This is a genomic window from Amycolatopsis sp. MEPSY49 (assembly GCF_051337345.1).
Classification (GTDB): domain Bacteria; phylum Actinomycetota; class Actinomycetes; order Mycobacteriales; family Pseudonocardiaceae; genus Amycolatopsis.
On record NZ_JBDLYJ010000005.1, the window covers coordinates 235,241 to 251,633 of the forward strand.

19 protein-coding genes are annotated in these 16,393 nt (G+C 68.3%); 5 read left to right on the forward strand and 14 right to left on the reverse strand.

Translation table 11 applies throughout. The features are described from left to right. Window positions 1-9 precede the first annotated feature (9 nt). Window positions 10-2,010 (forward strand): right-handed parallel beta-helix repeat-containing protein, encoded by a 2,001-nt coding sequence (locus ABFJ78_RS24215; protein ID WP_436388634.1) that lies wholly within the window; start codon window positions 10-12, stop codon window positions 2,008-2,010. A gap of 237 nt (window positions 2,011-2,247) precedes the next feature. Beyond that, window positions 2,248-2,523, forward strand: a complete 276-nt coding sequence (locus ABFJ78_RS24220; RefSeq protein ID WP_436389008.1) for a DsbA family protein — start codon at window positions 2,248-2,250, stop codon at window positions 2,521-2,523. A gap of 117 nt (window positions 2,524-2,640) precedes the next feature. Here ABFJ78_RS24220 and ABFJ78_RS24225 read toward each other — a convergent pair whose 3' ends face one another. From ABFJ78_RS24225 to ABFJ78_RS24285, 13 genes are all read right to left on the reverse strand, one after another. Beyond that, on the reverse strand, window positions 2,641-3,504 hold the full coding sequence (locus tag ABFJ78_RS24225) for an ACT domain-containing protein (RefSeq protein ID WP_436388635.1): 864 nt from the start codon (window positions 3,502-3,504) through the stop codon (window positions 2,641-2,643). A gap of 243 nt (window positions 3,505-3,747) precedes the next feature. Next, entirely contained in the window at window positions 3,748-4,713 is a 966-nt protein-coding gene (locus ABFJ78_RS24230; protein WP_436388636.1) for an AraC family transcriptional regulator N-terminal domain-containing protein, read from the reverse strand. Window positions 4,714-4,844: 131 nt separating this feature from the next. Next, window positions 4,845-5,135, reverse strand: a complete 291-nt coding sequence (locus ABFJ78_RS24235) for a putative quinol monooxygenase (RefSeq protein WP_436388637.1) — start codon at window positions 5,133-5,135, stop codon at window positions 4,845-4,847. 18 nt (window positions 5,136-5,153) lie between these two features. Further along, window positions 5,154-5,888 carry an iron-sulfur cluster assembly protein gene (locus ABFJ78_RS24240; RefSeq protein ID WP_436388638.1) on the reverse strand — a complete coding sequence of 245 codons (735 nt, stop codon included), beginning with the start codon at window positions 5,886-5,888 and terminating at the stop codon, window positions 5,154-5,156. A 36-nt stretch (window positions 5,889-5,924) separates the two neighbouring features. Continuing rightward, on the reverse strand, window positions 5,925-7,163 hold the full coding sequence (locus ABFJ78_RS24245) for an NAD(P)/FAD-dependent oxidoreductase (protein ID WP_436388639.1): 1,239 nt from the start codon (window positions 7,161-7,163) through the stop codon (window positions 5,925-5,927). Continuing rightward, on the reverse strand, window positions 7,160-7,486 hold the full coding sequence (locus tag ABFJ78_RS24250; RefSeq protein ID WP_436388640.1) for a Rieske 2Fe-2S domain-containing protein: 327 nt from the start codon (window positions 7,484-7,486) through the stop codon (window positions 7,160-7,162). The genes ABFJ78_RS24245 and ABFJ78_RS24250 overlap by 4 nt, the downstream gene beginning before the upstream one ends. Beyond that, window positions 7,483-8,541, reverse strand: a complete 1,059-nt coding sequence (locus ABFJ78_RS24255; protein ID WP_436388641.1) for a toluene hydroxylase — start codon at window positions 8,539-8,541, stop codon at window positions 7,483-7,485. The genes ABFJ78_RS24250 and ABFJ78_RS24255 overlap by 4 nt, the downstream gene beginning before the upstream one ends. Beyond that, window positions 8,538-8,855, reverse strand: a complete 318-nt coding sequence (locus tag ABFJ78_RS24260; protein WP_436388642.1) for an MmoB/DmpM family protein — start codon at window positions 8,853-8,855, stop codon at window positions 8,538-8,540. The genes ABFJ78_RS24255 and ABFJ78_RS24260 overlap by 4 nt, the downstream gene beginning before the upstream one ends. Beyond that, window positions 8,852-9,154, reverse strand: a complete 303-nt coding sequence (locus tag ABFJ78_RS24265; RefSeq protein WP_436388643.1) for a toluene-4-monooxygenase system B family protein — start codon at window positions 9,152-9,154, stop codon at window positions 8,852-8,854. The genes ABFJ78_RS24260 and ABFJ78_RS24265 overlap by 4 nt, the downstream gene beginning before the upstream one ends. Beyond that, window positions 9,154-10,692, reverse strand: a complete 1,539-nt coding sequence (locus ABFJ78_RS24270) for a toluene monooxygenase (protein ID WP_436388644.1) — start codon at window positions 10,690-10,692, stop codon at window positions 9,154-9,156. The genes ABFJ78_RS24265 and ABFJ78_RS24270 overlap by 1 nt, the downstream gene beginning before the upstream one ends. A gap of 17 nt (window positions 10,693-10,709) precedes the next feature. Beyond that, window positions 10,710-11,183, reverse strand: coding sequence for a nuclear transport factor 2 family protein (locus ABFJ78_RS24275; protein ID WP_436388645.1), 474 nt, complete (start codon window positions 11,181-11,183; stop codon window positions 10,710-10,712). A 12-nt stretch (window positions 11,184-11,195) separates the two neighbouring features. Then, complete coding sequence (locus ABFJ78_RS24280; RefSeq protein WP_436388646.1) at window positions 11,196-11,645, reverse strand: nuclear transport factor 2 family protein; 450 nt, start codon at window positions 11,643-11,645, stop codon at window positions 11,196-11,198. 53 nt (window positions 11,646-11,698) lie between these two features. Further along, window positions 11,699-12,718 carry a DJ-1/PfpI family protein gene (locus ABFJ78_RS24285; RefSeq protein WP_436388647.1) on the reverse strand — a complete coding sequence of 340 codons (1,020 nt, stop codon included), beginning with the start codon at window positions 12,716-12,718 and terminating at the stop codon, window positions 11,699-11,701. A 249-nt stretch (window positions 12,719-12,967) separates the two neighbouring features. On the opposite strand from ABFJ78_RS24285, the gene ABFJ78_RS24290 reads away from it, so the two are divergent. Continuing rightward, entirely contained in the window at window positions 12,968-13,690 is a 723-nt protein-coding gene (locus ABFJ78_RS24290; protein ID WP_436388648.1) for a type 1 glutamine amidotransferase domain-containing protein, read from the forward strand. A gap of 54 nt (window positions 13,691-13,744) precedes the next feature. Here ABFJ78_RS24290 and ABFJ78_RS24295 read toward each other — a convergent pair whose 3' ends face one another. Next, window positions 13,745-14,701, reverse strand: coding sequence for an AraC family transcriptional regulator (locus ABFJ78_RS24295; protein ID WP_436388649.1), 957 nt, complete (start codon window positions 14,699-14,701; stop codon window positions 13,745-13,747). A 458-nt stretch (window positions 14,702-15,159) separates the two neighbouring features. Between ABFJ78_RS24295 and ABFJ78_RS24300 the strand changes: the two genes are divergently transcribed. After that, a complete protein-coding gene (locus tag ABFJ78_RS24300) occupies window positions 15,160-16,020 on the forward strand; it encodes a zinc-dependent alcohol dehydrogenase (RefSeq protein ID WP_436388650.1) in 861 nt (286 codons plus the stop codon). Between the two features lie 15 nt (window positions 16,021-16,035). Next, entirely contained in the window at window positions 16,036-16,323 is a 288-nt protein-coding gene (locus ABFJ78_RS24305; RefSeq protein WP_436388651.1) for a hypothetical protein, read from the forward strand. Window positions 16,324-16,393 lie beyond the last annotated feature (70 nt).

Sequence of the window (16,393 nt, forward strand, 5' to 3'; positions counted from 1 at the left end):
AGGACGATCATGCGTCATCCCATCGGAAGGATGCTGGCGGCACTGGCAGTCGCCGCCGGCGTCACGGCAATCGCCGCCGTGCCGGCCCAGGCAGCCAGGCTCCCCGCCTTCACGATCGTTGTCGCACCCCACGGCAACGATCACAACCCCGGCACCGCCGTCCGCCCGCTCGCCACCCTCCAGCACGCCCAGCAGCTCGCCCGCACGCTGTCCGCGCGAGCGGACGTCCACGTCGAACTCGCGGGCGGCACGTACCGGCTGAGCACTCCGTTGAAGTTCACCGCCGAGGACTCCGGGCGGGGCGGCCACACCATCACCTGGCAAGCCCGCCCCGGCCAGCGGCCGGTCCTTTCCGGGGGCCAAGCCGTGACGGGCTGGCGGCTGCACGACCCGGCAGCGAACGTCTACGTCGCCGACGTGCCGAAGGGCGTGGACTCGCGGCAGCTCTACGTCGACGGCGCCGCCGCGCCCCGCGCCGCGATCACTATCGCCCGGACCGACGTCAAGGTCACGGAGACCGGCCTGACCATCGTCAACCCGGCGTTGAACCACCTGGCCGGACTGCCCGCGCAGAACCGGATCGAGGTGGAGAGCCAGAACTCCTTCACCGACCGCTACGCGCCCGTGCAGAGCATCACCGGCACCACCATCACCATGCAGCAACCGGCGTGGAACAACAACAACTGGGGTTACGACACCCTCGCCCGCCCCTTCGCGGGCGGCACCCTGCTGCTGGAGAACTCCTACACCTTCCTGCAGACCGGGCAGTGGTACCTCGACCCGGACGCCGGAAAGCTGTACTACAAGGCCGCACCGGGACAGTCACCCGCCGGCAAGGACGTCGAACTGCCCAGCCTGACCTCGTTGCTCCAGCTGAGCGGGACCTACGACCACCCCGTCCACGACATCGCGTTCCGCGGGCTCGCCTTCGCGCACACCACCTGGCTGCAGCCCGGCACGTCGATCGGCTACGCCGACCAGCAGAGCGGCACGTTCATCGCCTCGGCATTCCCCCAGCCCGCCGACTTCCTGACCTCGTGCCAGATCGGCTGCCCCCAGTTCGAGGCGGCGCGCAACAGCTGGCAGCAGGTTCCCGCCGCCGTCCAGGTGTCGGCGGCGAACAGCATCTCGTTCGAGGACAACACCTTCGCCCACCTGGGCCAGGTCGCCCTCGGCATCGGCAACGACGCCAACGCCCACGCGAGCGGCGTCGGCCTCGGCGTGTCCGGAATCACCGTGCACGGCAACACCTTCACCGACGACGCCGGTTCCGGCATCGTCGTCGGCGGCGTGCGGCCCGACGCGCACCACCCGGGCAACCCGGCGATGACCAACGAGGACGTCACCATCACCGGGAACCTCGTCACCGACGTCGCCAAGGACTACAAGGACATGGCAGGCATCCTCAGCACCTACGTCACCCACGCGGTGATCGAGCACAACGAAGTGTCCGACCTGGCCTACGACGGCATCGACGTCGGCTGGGGCTGGGGCGCCAACGACCCCGGTGGCAGCCAGGACTACCGCAACCGCGGCCTGTACGCCTACCAGCCGGTGTACACGACGCCGACCACGCTGAGGGACACCGTGGTCCGCTACAACCTGGTGCACGGGACCAAGAAGGTCTTCCACGACGGCGGCAGCATCTACAACCTCTCCGCCAACCCGGGCGCCGTGATCGACCGGAACTACGTCTACGACAACCACAACACCGTCGGCCTGTACCTGGACGAGGGCTCGCGGTACGTGAGCCTTCGGAACAACGTGATCCAGGACGCGGGAGTCTGGGCCTTCACCAATGCCAGTTCCACCAACAACACCAACGACAACACGTTCACCGGCAACTGGTACAACGCCGGCGCCACCCAGGTCGCGACCGGCGCACCGCACAACAACGTGCTCAATGGCAATGTGAAGGTCGCCGACGGGAACTGGCCCCCGGACGCGCAGGAGGTGATGCGCACCGCGGGCATCCCGGCACTCCCGCAGGGTGGCGTTCGCCGCCCCTGATTCGAAACCCTTCAGTGGAGAGGAACCCCGTCCGCGGGCGGGGTTCCTCTCCGGTCGCCTTGTCCCTTTCACTGCGCCAGCGATCAGCTCTCCGGACTCACCCACCCCGTCCGGTGCTGCTTACCCGCGGAGTCCAGCCGAACGCGACGACCACGCCCTCGGCACTGCCGTCGCCGGATACCGCACCCTGCTGCCCCGCTGCTGCTCACCAACCAGACCCACCTGGGCATCGAGACCATCGTCGCGTTCGCCCACGAACTCGGCCTGGACGTCGACCGGTTTCGAGAAGACCTCTGGCAACGGCGGTTCGCCGCCAACGTCGACCTGGACGTCGAGTCCGCCGACCTCAGCGGCGTGGCCGGAACCCCGACGTTCGTCGTCAACGGCCGGCGCCACGACGGCCCCCAGGACCTGGGCTCGCTCAACGAGGTCATCTCGGCCGCGCGCAGCCATGCCGCGGCATTCGCCGAGCGCCGGCCGTTCGGCCGCGTCGTCCTGCACCCACAGGAGTAGAAGCCACCACCGCCTATTTGTATCGACGCATCCCGCGCCACGACGAGGGCGACGACTGATCGGCCGAACCGCGACGCGACCGATACGGCGAACAGATCACCTCCGCAGCAGCGCGGTTCACCGAGTTCGTGAGGAGGGTGGGTGCGAAGAACTGCCGGGTTCCGGGGCCGAATCCGCGATGGTGACCGCTGTCCCAGCGAGACGACGTTGGAGGTCGAGAGCGGCTTCGGCCCTGGCGAATTCCGCCGACGTGAACGGCAGCAGGGGCCGCGTCACCACTACGCCGCTGTCGCTGTCCACCAACCTCATGGTCGTGCCGTCGATCCCCTCCCCCAGCGTCTTTCCGCGGCGCCCAGCGGATGTCCGTTCGACGGCGCAATCGCCCAGCACCGCCCGGAACAGCTGAGCAAGGCCGGCTTCCTGCCCGGCCGTCCGAGCCGCGATCGTCAGCAAGCGGGTCGGCAGGTCGACGAACTCGTGCACGTCCGCCGGCACGACCCGGACGTCCCGGCCGCCGCCCAGCTCGGTCACCTCGGCTATCTCCGCCGCGGTCACGGACTCCGGCGTGCTGACGAGGAACTCGTCCACCACGCCGTCGGGTACCGCAAGCACTTGCAACGAGACGATGTCGAAGCGGTGCGCGGCCAGGGCCGCGGTCACTCCCGCCAGGCTCCCGGGCACGTCGCGCACGGTGGCGCGGACTCGCCACGCCATCCCGGTCCTCGGCGGATGTTCGTCCCCGGTGCCGCGCGCCGGGTCCCGTCGCGGACGGTGCACCCACCGGCCCCACACGACGGCGGCGATCAGGAGCCCGCCCAGCGCGAACAGCACGACCGGCCCGACGCGGTTGTGCGACAACGTGCTGACGAACAGGTCGGCGACCCCCGTGGCGATGAACAAGGCTGCGAGCTCGACCAGCTCACGCCCCGTCGAGGTCCGGGCTCGTTTGGCGCTCTTCGGCGGTACCTCGGCATCTGTCATACGGACAGCTTCGGTGAGGTCCTTTACCCAGGCCTCGCCTCTCTGTCACGATTCAGTTAACGAGTTGTGGACGGCGGGCACGCACCGGCAAACCAGCGGTTACCCATCAGGACATGCAGCCGACCCGGGCGGCCCCTCGACGCCGCCGCCGAGATCGGCGAGCCAGCTGCCGAGGCACGCCCCGGGAGCCAGGCATCTTCGGCCGTCGGCATCCACAACTCAGCTGCGCCGAAATCGAAATGCTTACTGCGGCGCGACTTCCTGTCGGTGCCCAAGCTCGCTGCGCAGGACGGTCAAGTCGCAGTAGGCACGGGGTGAAAGCCCGAAGCGGCGACGAAACTCGTTGATGAAGTGCGAAGCATGGGGGTAGCCCACGGCCCGGGACACGGAGGCGACCGTGCCGTTGCCTCGCACGAGAAGATCCCGAGCCCGGGTCAGGCGCATCTCCTTCACGAATTGGTACGGAGACTTGCCAGTGCTCTGCCGGAAAAGGGCAGTGAACGTCGAGGGGCTCATCGCGACCTGCTCGGCCAGATCCGCCACCGTGACCGGCTCGGCCAGGTTCTCGTGGAGGTAGGCGATCACACGGGCGATCGGATCGTGGTTCTGCTGGCTGGCGGCGATCTCCAGGAGCCGCTCGTACTGCTCGGCCTGCAGAACGCGGTAGACCATCTCCTGCAGGTACGCCGGCGCGAGGATCCGGCGGTCGGGTCCGGTCGTCAACGCCCTCAGGAAGCGGATCACCGAGCTCATGAGACCGGCATCCAAAGCCGACACGAACGCCGTCGATGGCTTCGGTGTCGCTTCGGCGAGCATCTCGCTGCGCCGCTGCTCGAGCATCTCCACCGACACTTTGCGGACGATGACGGGATCGATCTGCAGGACGAAGGAGAGAAACGGCTTTGCCGAGCTCGCCTCGAGAATCTCTGCCTGGAAGTGAAGATGGCTGTTGAGGACGAGATACTTGAACGGGTCGTAGAAGTACGGCTCGTCGTCCACGGTCACGCACTTGCGGCCCTGGCTGACCACGCACAGCGACAGCGACTGCACTTCCTCCCAGGTGGGGGCGGCCGGCTCATGGAACCGGTAGATCGTGAGCCCCGGCCACAGACCTACGTTGCCGCCGATGTCCGGGGCGCGGTCCGCCAGCTCCGCAACGAGGTCACCGGGGGTCAACCGGTCCTCCAAGGGCGGAACCGACCGCACCATGTCAGCCTCCCGCCTCACTGAGCCGCCGACATGAGGCGGCGTCACTGCCGTCTAAGGGTTCAGATCATACTCGCGAAGTACGCTGGATGGCAGATCCTTCTACTCTGATCACCCGGTTCGCCTTCCTCCGATCACTCGATCGTCTCGAACTCCTGAACCGTCCGGTCGGCCAGCCGGGGGATCGCGTCGCCAAGCACGTGGGTCTTGAACGCCTCGGTCTCGCGATGGTCGAGGTAGCCGGAAGCGTCGGTGTACTTTTCGTACAGGACAAAGACGTTCGGGTCGTGCCTGCTGACGTGGGCCTGGAACGCCAGCACCTTCTCCTCGGCTCGGTTGCCCGGGGTCACGGTTTCGAGGATCTTCCGGATCGCGTCGGCTTCGCCCGGCTTGGCGATCCACGTCGCGAGCACTACGTAGGCCATCTGGTGTCTTCCCTTCGATCAAAATCGGGTGAAGCCGATCGCCCGGAGCTGCTCCCGGCCTTCCTCGCTGATGTCCGCGGGGCGCCACGTCGGCAGCCACACCCACTCGATCCGGAACCCGGTGACCAGTGAGGTCTCCTCCAGCAGCCGGGTGCGGACCTGATCCTCCATGACTCCGGTCAGGGGACATGCCGGCGAGGTCAGGGTCATGGTCAGCACCGCGAACCCGTGCTCGTCGACCTCGACTCCGCGGACGAAACCGAGATCCACCACGTTCACGCCGAGATCGGGGTCGAGCACGTCCTTCAGCGCCTCACGGACTTCGGTCGCCAGTGCTCCCGACACCCCGGTGGCGGGAACCGCGACGGGCGCCTCCGGTTCGGTGGTCTCCGGCGTCCGGGTTTCCCACACACCGAGCGGCTGCAGTTCGACCCGTACGTCGGCGGTCGGATTCGAGATCCAGTCGGCCTTGCCGTGGGCCTTGCGACGGACCCGGACGATCGGCTCGGCCGGCTCGGCGCTGCCACCGGCCACCACCAGCTGATCGGCACCGAGCCCGCTGTCCGCTGCGTCGACCAGAGCGCGGTCGAGCACGCGAGCCACCGGCTCGCACGTGCGGCCGGGGCCGAACCGCAGCTTCGCCAGCGCTTCGCCGGCCCGCAGACCACGGACCTTCTCCAGCGCCGAACGCGCCTCCTCCGCCGGTACCCGGGCCTGAGCCTGGACTGTCTCCAGCACGGCAAGCGTCGTCATGTCCTTCTCCCTGTCTCCCGGAGCCTCGCGGAACGGTCAGTGCGCGCGGGCGGGTTTCGCGCGCGGGAACAATCGTTTGAGCGGCACGGACTCGTCCGCGAGCTGCTCGGCGGTGACCTCGTGCGGAGCGAACAGCACCCGGCGGACCTCGAGCACGTCGCGGGGCCGGTTGAGCGAGATCACGCCCTGAATACGGCCGTCTACCAGCGAAAAGGCCGAGAAGCTCCGCTCCGCCAGGGTGCCGCGCAACACCACGGTGTCGAGCCCGGCCATGCGGCCGGTGGACTGGAGACTGTGCTCGTACTGGTCGGACCAGAACCAGTGCGCCTCCTCGAAGGGCTCCGGCTCGCCCGCCACCGTGGCCGCGACGTGCGCTCCCTGGCGCACCGCCGTGTCGTGGTGCTCCACCCGGATGTGCTTGCCGTACCGCGGATGGTGCTGGAGGACCGCATCACCTGCCGCGTACACGTGCGGAGCCGACGTCCGCCCGTACTCGTCGACCACGATCCCGCCGTCGACCGCCAGGCCGGCCGCTTCGGCCAGCTCCACGTTCGGCTGCGAACCGACACCGACCACCATCACGTCGGCCTCGGCGCGCTCCCCGCGGCTCGTGGTCAGCACGAACCCGCCGGGCCCGCGTTCGAAGCTCGTCACGTACTCCCCCGCCCGGATCCCGACCCGGTGCTCACGGTGGATGTCCATGAGCACCGTGCCGATCGCCGTGCCGAGCGCGCGGGCTAGCGGGACCGGCTCCGGTTCGAACACGGTGACCTGCTTGCCGAGTGTGGCCGCCGCGGCGGCCACTTCACAGCCGACGAAGCCGGCGCCCAGGACGGCGATCCGGTCGGCCGCCGCAAGCTCTTCGCGCAGCCGGGCCGCGTCGGCCGCAGTCCGCAGGTAGTGCACGCCATCCCCGTCGAACCCCGGCAGCCGGCGCGCCCGCACCCCGGTCGCCAGGACGAGGTCGTCGTAACCCAGCCGGTCCCCTGTGGACAGCGTGACGCTCTTGGCGCCGGCGTCGACGGCCATCACCCGGGTGCCCAGCCGCAGCTCGATCTGCTCGGTCTCGTACCACTCGGGGGCTTGTGGGCGCAGATCCGGCAGCTGCGTGCCCCCGAGGAGGAAATCCTTCGACAGCGGCGGCCGCTCGTACGGCACGACCGGTTCGTCGCCGACTAGCACGACCTCACCGTCGTAGCCGCGCTTGCGGAGGGAGGCGGCGGCCGACGCGGCCGCCACCCCGCCTCCGACGAGCACGCACCTGCGGGTGCTCATCCGACGTCCACCAGGATCGTTCCGTCCTCGTCCACCTTGCACGGAAACGAGTTCAGCCGGCAGTTGTCCGGGTTGACCCCGGAACCGCTGCGGGCGTCGAACACCCACATGTGCCGGACGCAGGTGAGCGTCTCGCCGTCGAAGTCACCTTCGTCGAGCGCCCACGCCTGGTGCGGGCACCGGTTGCGGTAGGCACGCACCTCACCGTCCACATTGATCAGCAGCACTTTCTCGCCGCCGACCTCGACGGCCTCCATCTCGCCTTCCCAGAGGTCGTCGATGTGCAGCGTCTGCTGCCATTGTCCGGTCATCGTGCTGCTCACCGTCCCGCACGCTCCGTTCCGGTGCTCGCGTCCGCGCCGGAGAAGATCCCGGTGAGGAACTCCTCACGCTTCGCACGGGCGCCGGACTCGACCTCCACGGCGCTGCGACCGCGCGCGGGCAGAGTCTCGAGCAGCGTGCCGAGGCCGGCCGCCGCGGCGTCGGCGATCGGTGCCCACCGGTCGATCCACCGGCGCAGCACCGCGTCGTTCTCGGGCCGGTGCTCCAGGGTGAACCGCGCCAGCGCGCCGCTCCATCGGGCCCGCCGCGCGCTGTCCTCTTCGAGGTAGGACGAGAGCAGCCAGGACTCCTGGTCGCCGTTGTCGCGCGAGACCTCCTTGAACTGCCGGAGGAGCACGTCGTCGAGGGTCGGGGCGAGCACCAGGTTGAAAGCGGTGAACGCCTCGCCCCAGTCGTAGGTCACGAGGGCCTTCTCGATCGCCTTCCGCGCGGGCTGCCACGCCTCGTGGCGTTCCCACACACCGCGATCGGCGGCACCGGCGCCGGAATCGGGGTGCGCCAGCTCCAGTTCACGAGTGCGGTAGGCGATGAGTGTCACGCGCCGCAGATAGTCGGCTGTGGCGAAACCCGCGGTATTGGTAACGTACGACGTCGGCGCCAGGTATCCGAGGTAGGCCTCGATCTGCTGCATGCCGTGCAGCAGATACCTCGACGGCGTGAAGATCTTGGTCAGCAGGGAGACCTGGCCGGGGCTCAGCGTCGCGTCCGCATCGGCCTCCGCGTACTGCTCCAGCACACCGCCGGTCTTCGTCTCCGCCTCTGCCTGCAGCCCCACGTATGTGCGGTAGGTCAGCGCGTCGGGATCGCGGAACTGGTCCCAGTCCTCGACCTGCAGCGGCGAGTGGTCGCGGTAGGTCAGGAACCACAGGTTGGGCGGCGACGAGGGGTTCTGCTCGAAGGCGCTCGTGCGGTTCTTGCGCATCGTCCAGTTCTGGGCGTGCGTGACGACCTCGTAGTCCGAGGGCATCCGGCGGATGTCGCCGAAGGCGCTGAATGTCTTGCGCGGCCGGCTCTTGCGCGGCTGGGAGGTGGTCATGCCGGCACTCCTTCCCCGGCCGTCGCCTCGCGACGGGCCGAGATGCGTTCCCACACGATCGAGTCGCTCGTGGTGATGACGCGGCCGGCGAAGCTCGACATCATCGCTCCGAGCGAGCGGATCTCGAAGTCGTGGCCGAGGTACTCCCGCAGGGTGTCCTGGGTCAGCACGACGCGGTCCTCACCCTGCACCCGCACGTACGAGCCGCGGTCGATGACCTCGATCTCCGTGGCCGGGTTGTCGTCCTCGATGGCCGCGATGACCTGTTCCACCTCGTCGCCCATCCGCAGGATGGGGCCCACCGGATTCTTCACTGTGCTCCCTCCGGAACGTCGTACTCGACCCGCACGTGTTCGAGTGGCTGGAATCCTGCCTCGGCCACGGTCATCTCCGGCGGCAGCCGGCGGCCGTGGTAGAACACGGCCTTCTCGTACGGCAGGGCCCGCACGCGCTTGCCCTCGACGTGATGCGCCACCGCCGCGGCGACCTCGCGCATCGTGTCGGCCGTGGTGACCGGCACGAGAATCTGCACGAAGTCCGTCGCGAAGATCGCGTTCACCGGCACCAGCTGCGGCGCTTGGTCCTCGATCCCGCGCTCGATCGTCTCGGTCATCACGCACCCGCCTGTCCGGCCGGCGCGGCCACCGCGGCGATGCCCGTCGCCGGGCGTCCGACGTAGTCTTTGGTCCACGCCTCGTAGTCGGGGTCGTCGCCCATGACCTCCGGGGTGAGGCCCATGTGCGCGAGAATGCCGCCCACGTCCATCGGCTGGATCTGCCCGGCGAGGAACCGATCGATCAGGGTCTCGTGGTTGACGTTGTCGCGGTCCTTCCACCAGATCTGCCGGCAGGCGTTGCTGCAGAACTGGTAGGTCTTGCCGTCATAGGTCAGCGACCACTCCGGCACGCGCCAGCGGCCGTTGCGGGCCTGGACCGCGTTGCAGCACGGCAGGTTGCACATGCTGCACAGCCACGGCAGCGTCTCGGGGAGTGTGGCCTCGACGTTGTTGTTGTTGATGTTGTCGATGATCACGTCCCACTTGTCGCCGTAGACCTTCTCCCAGGTGGGGTACTTCTCGCGCAGCCAGTCGCGCTCGTCCTTGCTCACGGCGGCCTTCGGGCGCCACCACAACGTCGGCCGCCAGAACCACAGTCCCATGTGGAGCCCGTGGTGCCAGGTGTCCAGCCCCCGCATGAATTCGTCCCAGAACCACGGCTTCTTCAGGCCGTAGTCCTCGATGGTGTGGATGAACTGGTCGATGATCCACTCCTCCATGAACTCCCGGTAGGACTGTTTCCGGTGTTCGAGCGGGGTGTAGTAGTCCATCGCCGGTCCGGTCAGCGCCGCGAACGCGCGGGCCGAGCCCCAGAAGTTCTTGTCGATGATCCACTGGGCGCGGACCGGGTCGTGCTCGACGAGGATCTCCATCGTCGGGCCGCCCTGCTGGGAGTGGCGAGCCTCGTCGGTCTGGATCGAGGAGATCATGTTGGCGAAGTTCACGTCGCCCGCCTCGAGCGCGTCGGCCGACAGCGCGACGAACTGGAGGTTGGTGAACCCGGTCTCGAAGGTGAACGGCAGCGCGATCGCCAGGTCCACCACGTTCGGCGCGATCATCATGCCGTCGAACAGGTTGCGCAGCGAAATCGGCACCCAGTTGTCCATGTGGAACGTCTTCTGGGTCCAGTCGTACTGCGGGTCCTTCTTCACGAACTCGTGCCCGAAGAACGTGGTGATCTGCGCGTGCCGCAGCTCGTCGAGCTGGCCGAAGGTGGCCATGTTGCGCCAGGCGGCGTTGAGCCCGAAGCGGGCCATCTTCAGCTCGCCGAGCACCGCCGCGTACTCGACGAGCGCGACGCCGCCGAAGTGCATCTTGGTGGACGACTTCCAGCCCTCGTCGAGGTGGTCGAAGGTGGTCGAACGTTGCAGGGCCGCCTTCACCGCGTAGGCGGAGGACTCCTTCTCCCGCTGGGTCGCCACGTATTCGGGGTAGGTGACCTTGTAGTCCTCTTCCCACTTCAGCCACGCGCTGCGCGGCACCTTGCCGGTGCCGCTGTGCCACTCGGGGTAGACCGCCTCGTCGTCCACGTAGCTGTAGGTCCAGTTCACGTCGCGGACGTACTGCTGCCATTCTTCACGCTTCAGCAGAGCCATCGGTGCTGCTTCCCTTCTCAGTCGACTTCGAGGTGGCCGAGTTGCCGGTTGGTGCTGGCCCCGTCCCAGTAGGCGCTGATGCGGTCGATCTCACCGGCGTCGTCCACGTGGAACACGAACAGGTGCGGCTCCGAGTACACCTTGCCCCGCGGTTCGGCGAACCCCCAGGCCAGTTGCTGGGTGCCGCCGATGTCGCACGTCACCACCACGTCGCCGGCTTCGTTGGCATCCACCGAGTGCACGACGTTGGTCAGGTCCGGGAACGAATTGATCAACCCGGTCCAGATGGTCTTGCCGACGGTCTTGACCTTGCCGTCACCGCGCAGCACCCGCTGCTTGCCCCACACTTCGTAAGGAATGTAGGAAAAGTCGGCGTTGTCGGCGCACAGGTCGGTCATGGCGCCGACGTCCTGCCTGCGATAGGCGTCGAAGAACTCCCGCACCAGGGCCTCGGACGCGGCCGCGGTCGGCCGGGATTCGGTGGTGGTCATCGGTTCCCCTCCTCAGACGAGCGAGATCTGGTCGAGACGCTTCACCGCGAGGCGCCGGTACAGCTGGTTCTGGCACCAATAGGCGTCCACTCCGGTGATGCGATCGCCGTCGACGGTGAACCGCCACGCCTGGTCCACATCGAGGTGCTTCTCCTGGTTGATCGCGCCGAGGTAGTCGGCCGCCTGAGTGCCCTCGAGCTTGAGCTCGACCGTGACGACGGGTCCCGTCTCGATCGTGCGGCGGACGGTCAGCCGCAGATCGGGGAATGCCACCGCAGTGTCTGTCAGGAACTCGCCCAGTTCGGCTTTCCCGGCGCCGCGCAGGCCGGTCGCGTACATGCTCACGCGCGCCGATGCGTCCACAACGGACAGCGCGGCAGCGATGTCACCCAGCTCGAACGCGGCGAGGAACGCCGTCACCGTCTGCGCAGGAGTGGTGGTTGTGGTGGTCGCAGTCGTCATCGGTTCCTGCTCCTTTTCCTCCTCGTGGCGCGCGGCCCTGCGGGTGAACAGCCTCATCGCAGCGACACCGCCTTCAGCAGCGCGTCCGCGGTCGCCTCGGTGGACGCCGGGTTCTGGCCGGTGATCAGGTTCCGGTCCACGACCACGTGCGAGATCCAGGCCGCGGGGCCGTCGTCGAACACCGCGCCCGCGTTCTTCAAGGCGGTGTCGACGTACCAGGGCAGCCCGAGCTTGCCGGGCACCGTCTGGTCCTCCTCCTCGTCGGTGAAACAGGTGAGGCGGTATCCGTCGAACAGCCACTGCCCGTCTTCGCGGTCCGGTGCGGACAGCAGGAGGGCCGGCCCGTGGCACAGTGCGGCGATCGGGGCCTGCTTCCCGTGCAGTACCGCCAAAAGGCGGCGCACGTCCGGGTTGTCGGCGAGGTCGACCATCGGCCCGTGCCCGCCGGGAGTGAACACCGCGTCGAATCCGGCCAAGTCCTCGTCGCTCAGCAACGAGAGCGCGGTCGGCTCGCGGAAGCCGGGAATGGCGTCCAGCCGGGCTTTCCGCTCGGTGGCCAGCTCCTGTGCGGCGGCATTCAGCTCGTCGACCGCGGCCTGGACCTCGCCTGCGGACAGCCCGCCGTCGAGCCCCTCGGACACCATCACCGCACCCAGCCGGCGATCCTCCTGCCAGGCGATCTTGGCGGCCTTGCTCACCAAGGCGTGCGCTTCAGCCGGAGTGAAGCCGCGAGCCGTCAACCGGGCGACGATCCGCCGCGCCGCGACGAGGTCCAGTTCGGTGGTCTGGTGCAGGGTGACCCGGATGTCGTCCGGATCGTGGTGGAAGGTCCGGGTGACCGAAGCGAAGAAGTCCTGGTCCTCCTCGGGATAGTGGAAGAAGTGTTCCAGCCCGTACGGGTCGGCCAGCGGCGGACGGCCGTCGGGGGTCAGCACGACCACCTCGGCCCCGGCAGCGATGAACCGTTCGTAAGGCTTCACGGCTTCCTCGGCGAAGTAGCCCGTGGGATGACGGCTGCCGTCGGCGAGCTCGATCTCCCTCGCGCTCGAGACCAGATAGGCGATGCGCGCCATGTCACCTCCAGGTGAACGTGCGGTTGTCGATGGCGTGCCGAAACGTTAACCGGCATGTGACTCCGGTCGCATCGCAGATTCCGACGCAAGTTGTGCAGATTCCGCCAACGACTCCGTGGCCCGGGGTGCGGGTTCCCGCGGTCCTCTGCAAGATTCGTCCAGCGGACGGGCGACCGCGCCCGCCGAGTCGCTATGGTCGCGTCGTTCCGGCTGCCGCCGGAGACATCATTCCGGCAGAAAGAGGAATCCATGACACGCGTACTGTTCGCGGTTTCCGGCTCGGACCACTGGACACTCGCCGACGGGACGCGGCACCCGTGCGGGTTCTGGCCCGAGGAACTGGCTGTGCCGCACCGCATCTTCCGGGAGAACGGCTTCGACATCGTGATCGCGACACCGGGCGGCGTCCGCCCCACGGCCGACGAGGCCGGCTTCAGCCCCGAGATGAACGGCGGCTCCCCCGAGCCGGGTCAACGGTTCCGGGCCTACCTCGCCGAAATCGACGCCGAGCTCGCCACGCCGGCCGACCTGAACAGCGTCGACGCCGCCGACTTCGATCTCGTCTTCGTGCCGGGCGGGCACGGGCCAATGGAGGATCTCGCGGTGTCGGCGGAGTTCGGCGCCCTCGTGGCGGCGTTCGCCGCCGCCGGCAAGCCGGTGGCCGCAGTGTGCCACGGTCCGGCCGCATTGCTGCCGGCGACGGATCCGGACGGCAACTGGCTCTTCGCCGGGCGACGGGTGACTGGTTTCTCCGACGCCGAAGAGGCCCAGGTGGGTTTCGCGGACCGGGCACCGTGGCTGCTGGAGGACCGGCTCGCTGCCGCCGGTGGCCGGTTCGAGAAGAGCGGCTGCCCGTGGGAGCCGCACGTCGTGGTGGACGGCACCCTCCACACCGGACAGAACCCGGCGTCGTCGGCGCCACTGGCCGAAGAGTTGATCGCCGTGCTGCAGCCGGTCGGGCAGGCCCGATGAGCGACGGCCGGTGAGGGCATCGCCTTCACCGGCCATTCCGGGTCCGAGCAGCGCTCAACTGCTCAGCTCCTCCCGCATCGAACGTAGATCGGAATACGCTCTCGGGGTCGCACCGAACCGCGAGCGGAACTCGCTGATGAAATGTGACGCACTGCCGTAACCGACCGCCCGGGAAACTTGCGTGACGGTCAGATCTCCCTCGATGAGCAGCTCTCTCGCACGATTCAAGCGCATTTCCTTGACGAACTGATACGGCGACTTTCCGGTGACCTCGCGAAAGAGGTGCGAGAACGCCGACGGACTCATCGAGACACGCTCAGCGAGATCGCTCACGGTGAGCACCTCGGATATGTTGACCCGCACATACGAAATCACCTCGCTCACCGGGTTGCGGGCCACTTCGGTGGCCGCGAGGTCCAGCAGGCGAGAGAACTGCTCGGCCTGCAGGACCCGGTACACCATTTCGGCGAGGTAGATCGGGGCGAGCACCCGCCGATCGGCCCCCGTGGCCGCCACGGACCGCAGGAAGCGGACAGTGGCGGCCATCAGCGTTGTGTCGAGCGGGGTGACGAACGCCAGGTCGGTACCCGTACGGGCCGGCGAGCCGAAGGCCGTCGCTCGCCGGTCGACGATGTCGGCCGAGACCCGCCGGACGAGAGCCGGGTCGATCTGGAGCACCAGCGACAGGAACGGCCGGGCCGGCGAGGCCGCCACGATCTCCGCGGTGAAGTGCTGGCGCCCGCTGAGCACGAGGTAGTCGAAGGGGTCGTAGCAATGCTTCCGCCCGTCGGTGACTACGCACTTGCGGCCCTGCGCGATGATGCACAGCGACAGCGACTGCACCTCTTCCCACTGCGGCTCGGCCGGCTGGGTGTACCGGTAGAAGGTCAGGCCCGGCCAATTCCCCGGATTGCCGCCCAGCACGGGTGTCCGCGCGGAAATCTCCGCAAGCAGGTCACGAGCGGTGTGACGTTCCTCCAACCCTCGGAGCACCTCGCTCACCGGCCTCATCCCCTTCCGACCTCGAGCGTAAGACCGAGCCGACGCGACGCAGCTGCGGATTCCCGCAGACCTGCTGCAGATTCCTCCAGACCCGCAGCGGCTCACCCCACCCATCGGCCGCCGGTGAGATCGCGACCGGGTCTCGCGGCAGCTGCGCTGAGCGCGATCAGCCCCGCGAGCGCCCAAATCGTGGCGATGATCCAACCCGGCCACGACACCGCCGAGCAGGTGGCCGATCGTGCTGTTGCTTCTGGTTGTTGATCGTGGCCACAGCGCAGTCATCGGCCCCGTGACGTCGTTCTTCCGGCACCACGTCGAGCAGGCGGGGGTGAGGAGTGGAACGTGACGTTCGAGACCACGGACGCCTGCTACGCCGATCCGGAAGTGCACATCGTCGAGCAACACCCGTGGGAGAAGCCGGAGGTGACCGCCGTCGAACTCGTCCGCAACTGAGCCGACTACCTGCGATGGATCGAGGCGTCGACGAGCACGAGTTCGTCGGCGAAGTCGTCGACGGCTCAGCAGAGCTCCCCGCCGGAACCCTCGTCGCCGCGGGCGCCGGAGTCTGGTGTGGACGGTGCGACCGCTGCGCCGAAGGGCGCACCAACATCTGCCGCAACTACTACACCTTGGGCCTGAACGCCCCAGGCGGACTGGCCGAGTACGTCGCCGCACCGGCGAGGACGCTGCGGACGGTTCCGGCTGGGCTGCCCCTCGACGCGGCCGCGATGTCGCAGCCGCTGGCAGTCGGGCTGCACGCCGCCCGCCGCGCCGGAGCCCGCCACGGCGACTCCGTGGTGATCATCGGCGCCGGCGCGATCGGCACCTTCGCCCTCGCCGACCTTTCCCACCTGATCCACGTCGACATCACCGTCGTCGACCTGCCCGGCCCGAAGCTCGACCGCGCCGCGAAACTCGGCGCGGCCCGCACCCTCTCCGCCCACGATGATGTCGTCGCCGCGGTACTGGAGCTCACCGGCGGCCGCGGCGCCGACGTGGTGATCGAAGCCAGTGGCGCACCCGGGCAGTTCGAGACGGCGCTGCGGATGGTCACCACCGGCGGCCGTGTGCTGGCCGTCGGTCTGCCCAAGGACAAGCCCGCGGTGGACATGTTCTCCCTCGCCCTGCGCGAAGTCACGATCGACTCGACGGTGGCGCACGTCTGCGACGACGACCTCGTTGCCGCACTGGACATCCTGGCCAAAGGCATCCTCGGACCCCTGCTGCTCGACTCGGTGATCAGCCTCGACGACCTCGTCACCAGGGGACTCGAGCCGCTGGCCACCGGCCGGGTCGACGGCAAGATCCTGGTAACCCCGACACACTGAAACCGTTAGCTGACGATGTTCGAATATTTTCCCGGCAACTACGTGTGGAACCTGTCGCTCAACCTCGCACTGAGCCAGGGAGCCGCCATCGGCGAGATCGACGAAGCGTGCCGGCCACTGCGACCGGACTCGACGACCGAGGAGTTCTTCACCTCATGGTGCACGCTGGCCCGACGCCTGGTCGACCTCGCCGACGCCGACGAAGCACAAGGACACCACCTCTCCGCCGCCGAGCGACACCGGCGCGCGTCCATCTACTTCCTCACCGCCGAGAGGATGCAGAAGCACGGCTACGCGCCATGAGCCGACGCCTACCGAGCCGGTCTGGACAGCTTTCGCAACGCGATCACCCTGGGCCGCGAGAACTGCGAAT

Bases quoted from the DNA above. Each gene is read 5' to 3' on its own strand.
- ABFJ78_RS24215 (WP_436388634.1), top strand. From the start codon at position 10: ATGCGTCATCCCATCGGAAGGATGCTGGCGGCACTGGCAGTCGCCGCC.
- ABFJ78_RS24225 (WP_436388635.1), bottom strand. From the start codon at position 3,504: ATGACAGATGCCGAGGTACCGCCGAAGAGCGCCAAACGAGCCCGGACC.
- ABFJ78_RS24230 (WP_436388636.1), bottom strand. From the start codon at position 4,713: ATGGTGCGGTCGGTTCCGCCCTTGGAGGACCGGTTGACCCCCGGTGAC.
- ABFJ78_RS24235 (WP_436388637.1), bottom strand. From the start codon at position 5,135: ATGGCCTACGTAGTGCTCGCGACGTGGATCGCCAAGCCGGGCGAAGCC.
- ABFJ78_RS24240 (WP_436388638.1), bottom strand. From the start codon at position 5,888: ATGACGACGCTTGCCGTGCTGGAGACAGTCCAGGCTCAGGCCCGGGTA.
- ABFJ78_RS24245 (WP_436388639.1), bottom strand. From the start codon at position 7,163: ATGAGCACCCGCAGGTGCGTGCTCGTCGGAGGCGGGGTGGCGGCCGCG.
- ABFJ78_RS24255 (WP_436388641.1), bottom strand. From the start codon at position 8,541: ATGACCACCTCCCAGCCGCGCAAGAGCCGGCCGCGCAAGACATTCAGC.
- ABFJ78_RS24265 (WP_436388643.1), bottom strand. From the start codon at position 9,154: ATGACCGAGACGATCGAGCGCGGGATCGAGGACCAAGCGCCGCAGCTG.
- ABFJ78_RS24270 (WP_436388644.1), bottom strand. From the start codon at position 10,692: ATGGCTCTGCTGAAGCGTGAAGAATGGCAGCAGTACGTCCGCGACGTG.
- ABFJ78_RS24275 (WP_436388645.1), bottom strand. From the start codon at position 11,183: ATGACCACCACCGAATCCCGGCCGACCGCGGCCGCGTCCGAGGCCCTG.
- ABFJ78_RS24280 (WP_436388646.1), bottom strand. From the start codon at position 11,645: ATGACGACTGCGACCACCACAACCACCACTCCTGCGCAGACGGTGACG.
- ABFJ78_RS24285 (WP_436388647.1), bottom strand. From the start codon at position 12,718: ATGGCGCGCATCGCCTATCTGGTCTCGAGCGCGAGGGAGATCGAGCTC.
- ABFJ78_RS24290 (WP_436388648.1), top strand. From the start codon at position 12,968: ATGACACGCGTACTGTTCGCGGTTTCCGGCTCGGACCACTGGACACTC.
- ABFJ78_RS24295 (WP_436388649.1), bottom strand. From the start codon at position 14,701: ATGAGGCCGGTGAGCGAGGTGCTCCGAGGGTTGGAGGAACGTCACACC.
- ABFJ78_RS24300 (WP_436388650.1), top strand. From the start codon at position 15,160: ATGGATCGAGGCGTCGACGAGCACGAGTTCGTCGGCGAAGTCGTCGAC.
- ABFJ78_RS24305 (WP_436388651.1), top strand. From the start codon at position 16,036: ATGTTCGAATATTTTCCCGGCAACTACGTGTGGAACCTGTCGCTCAAC.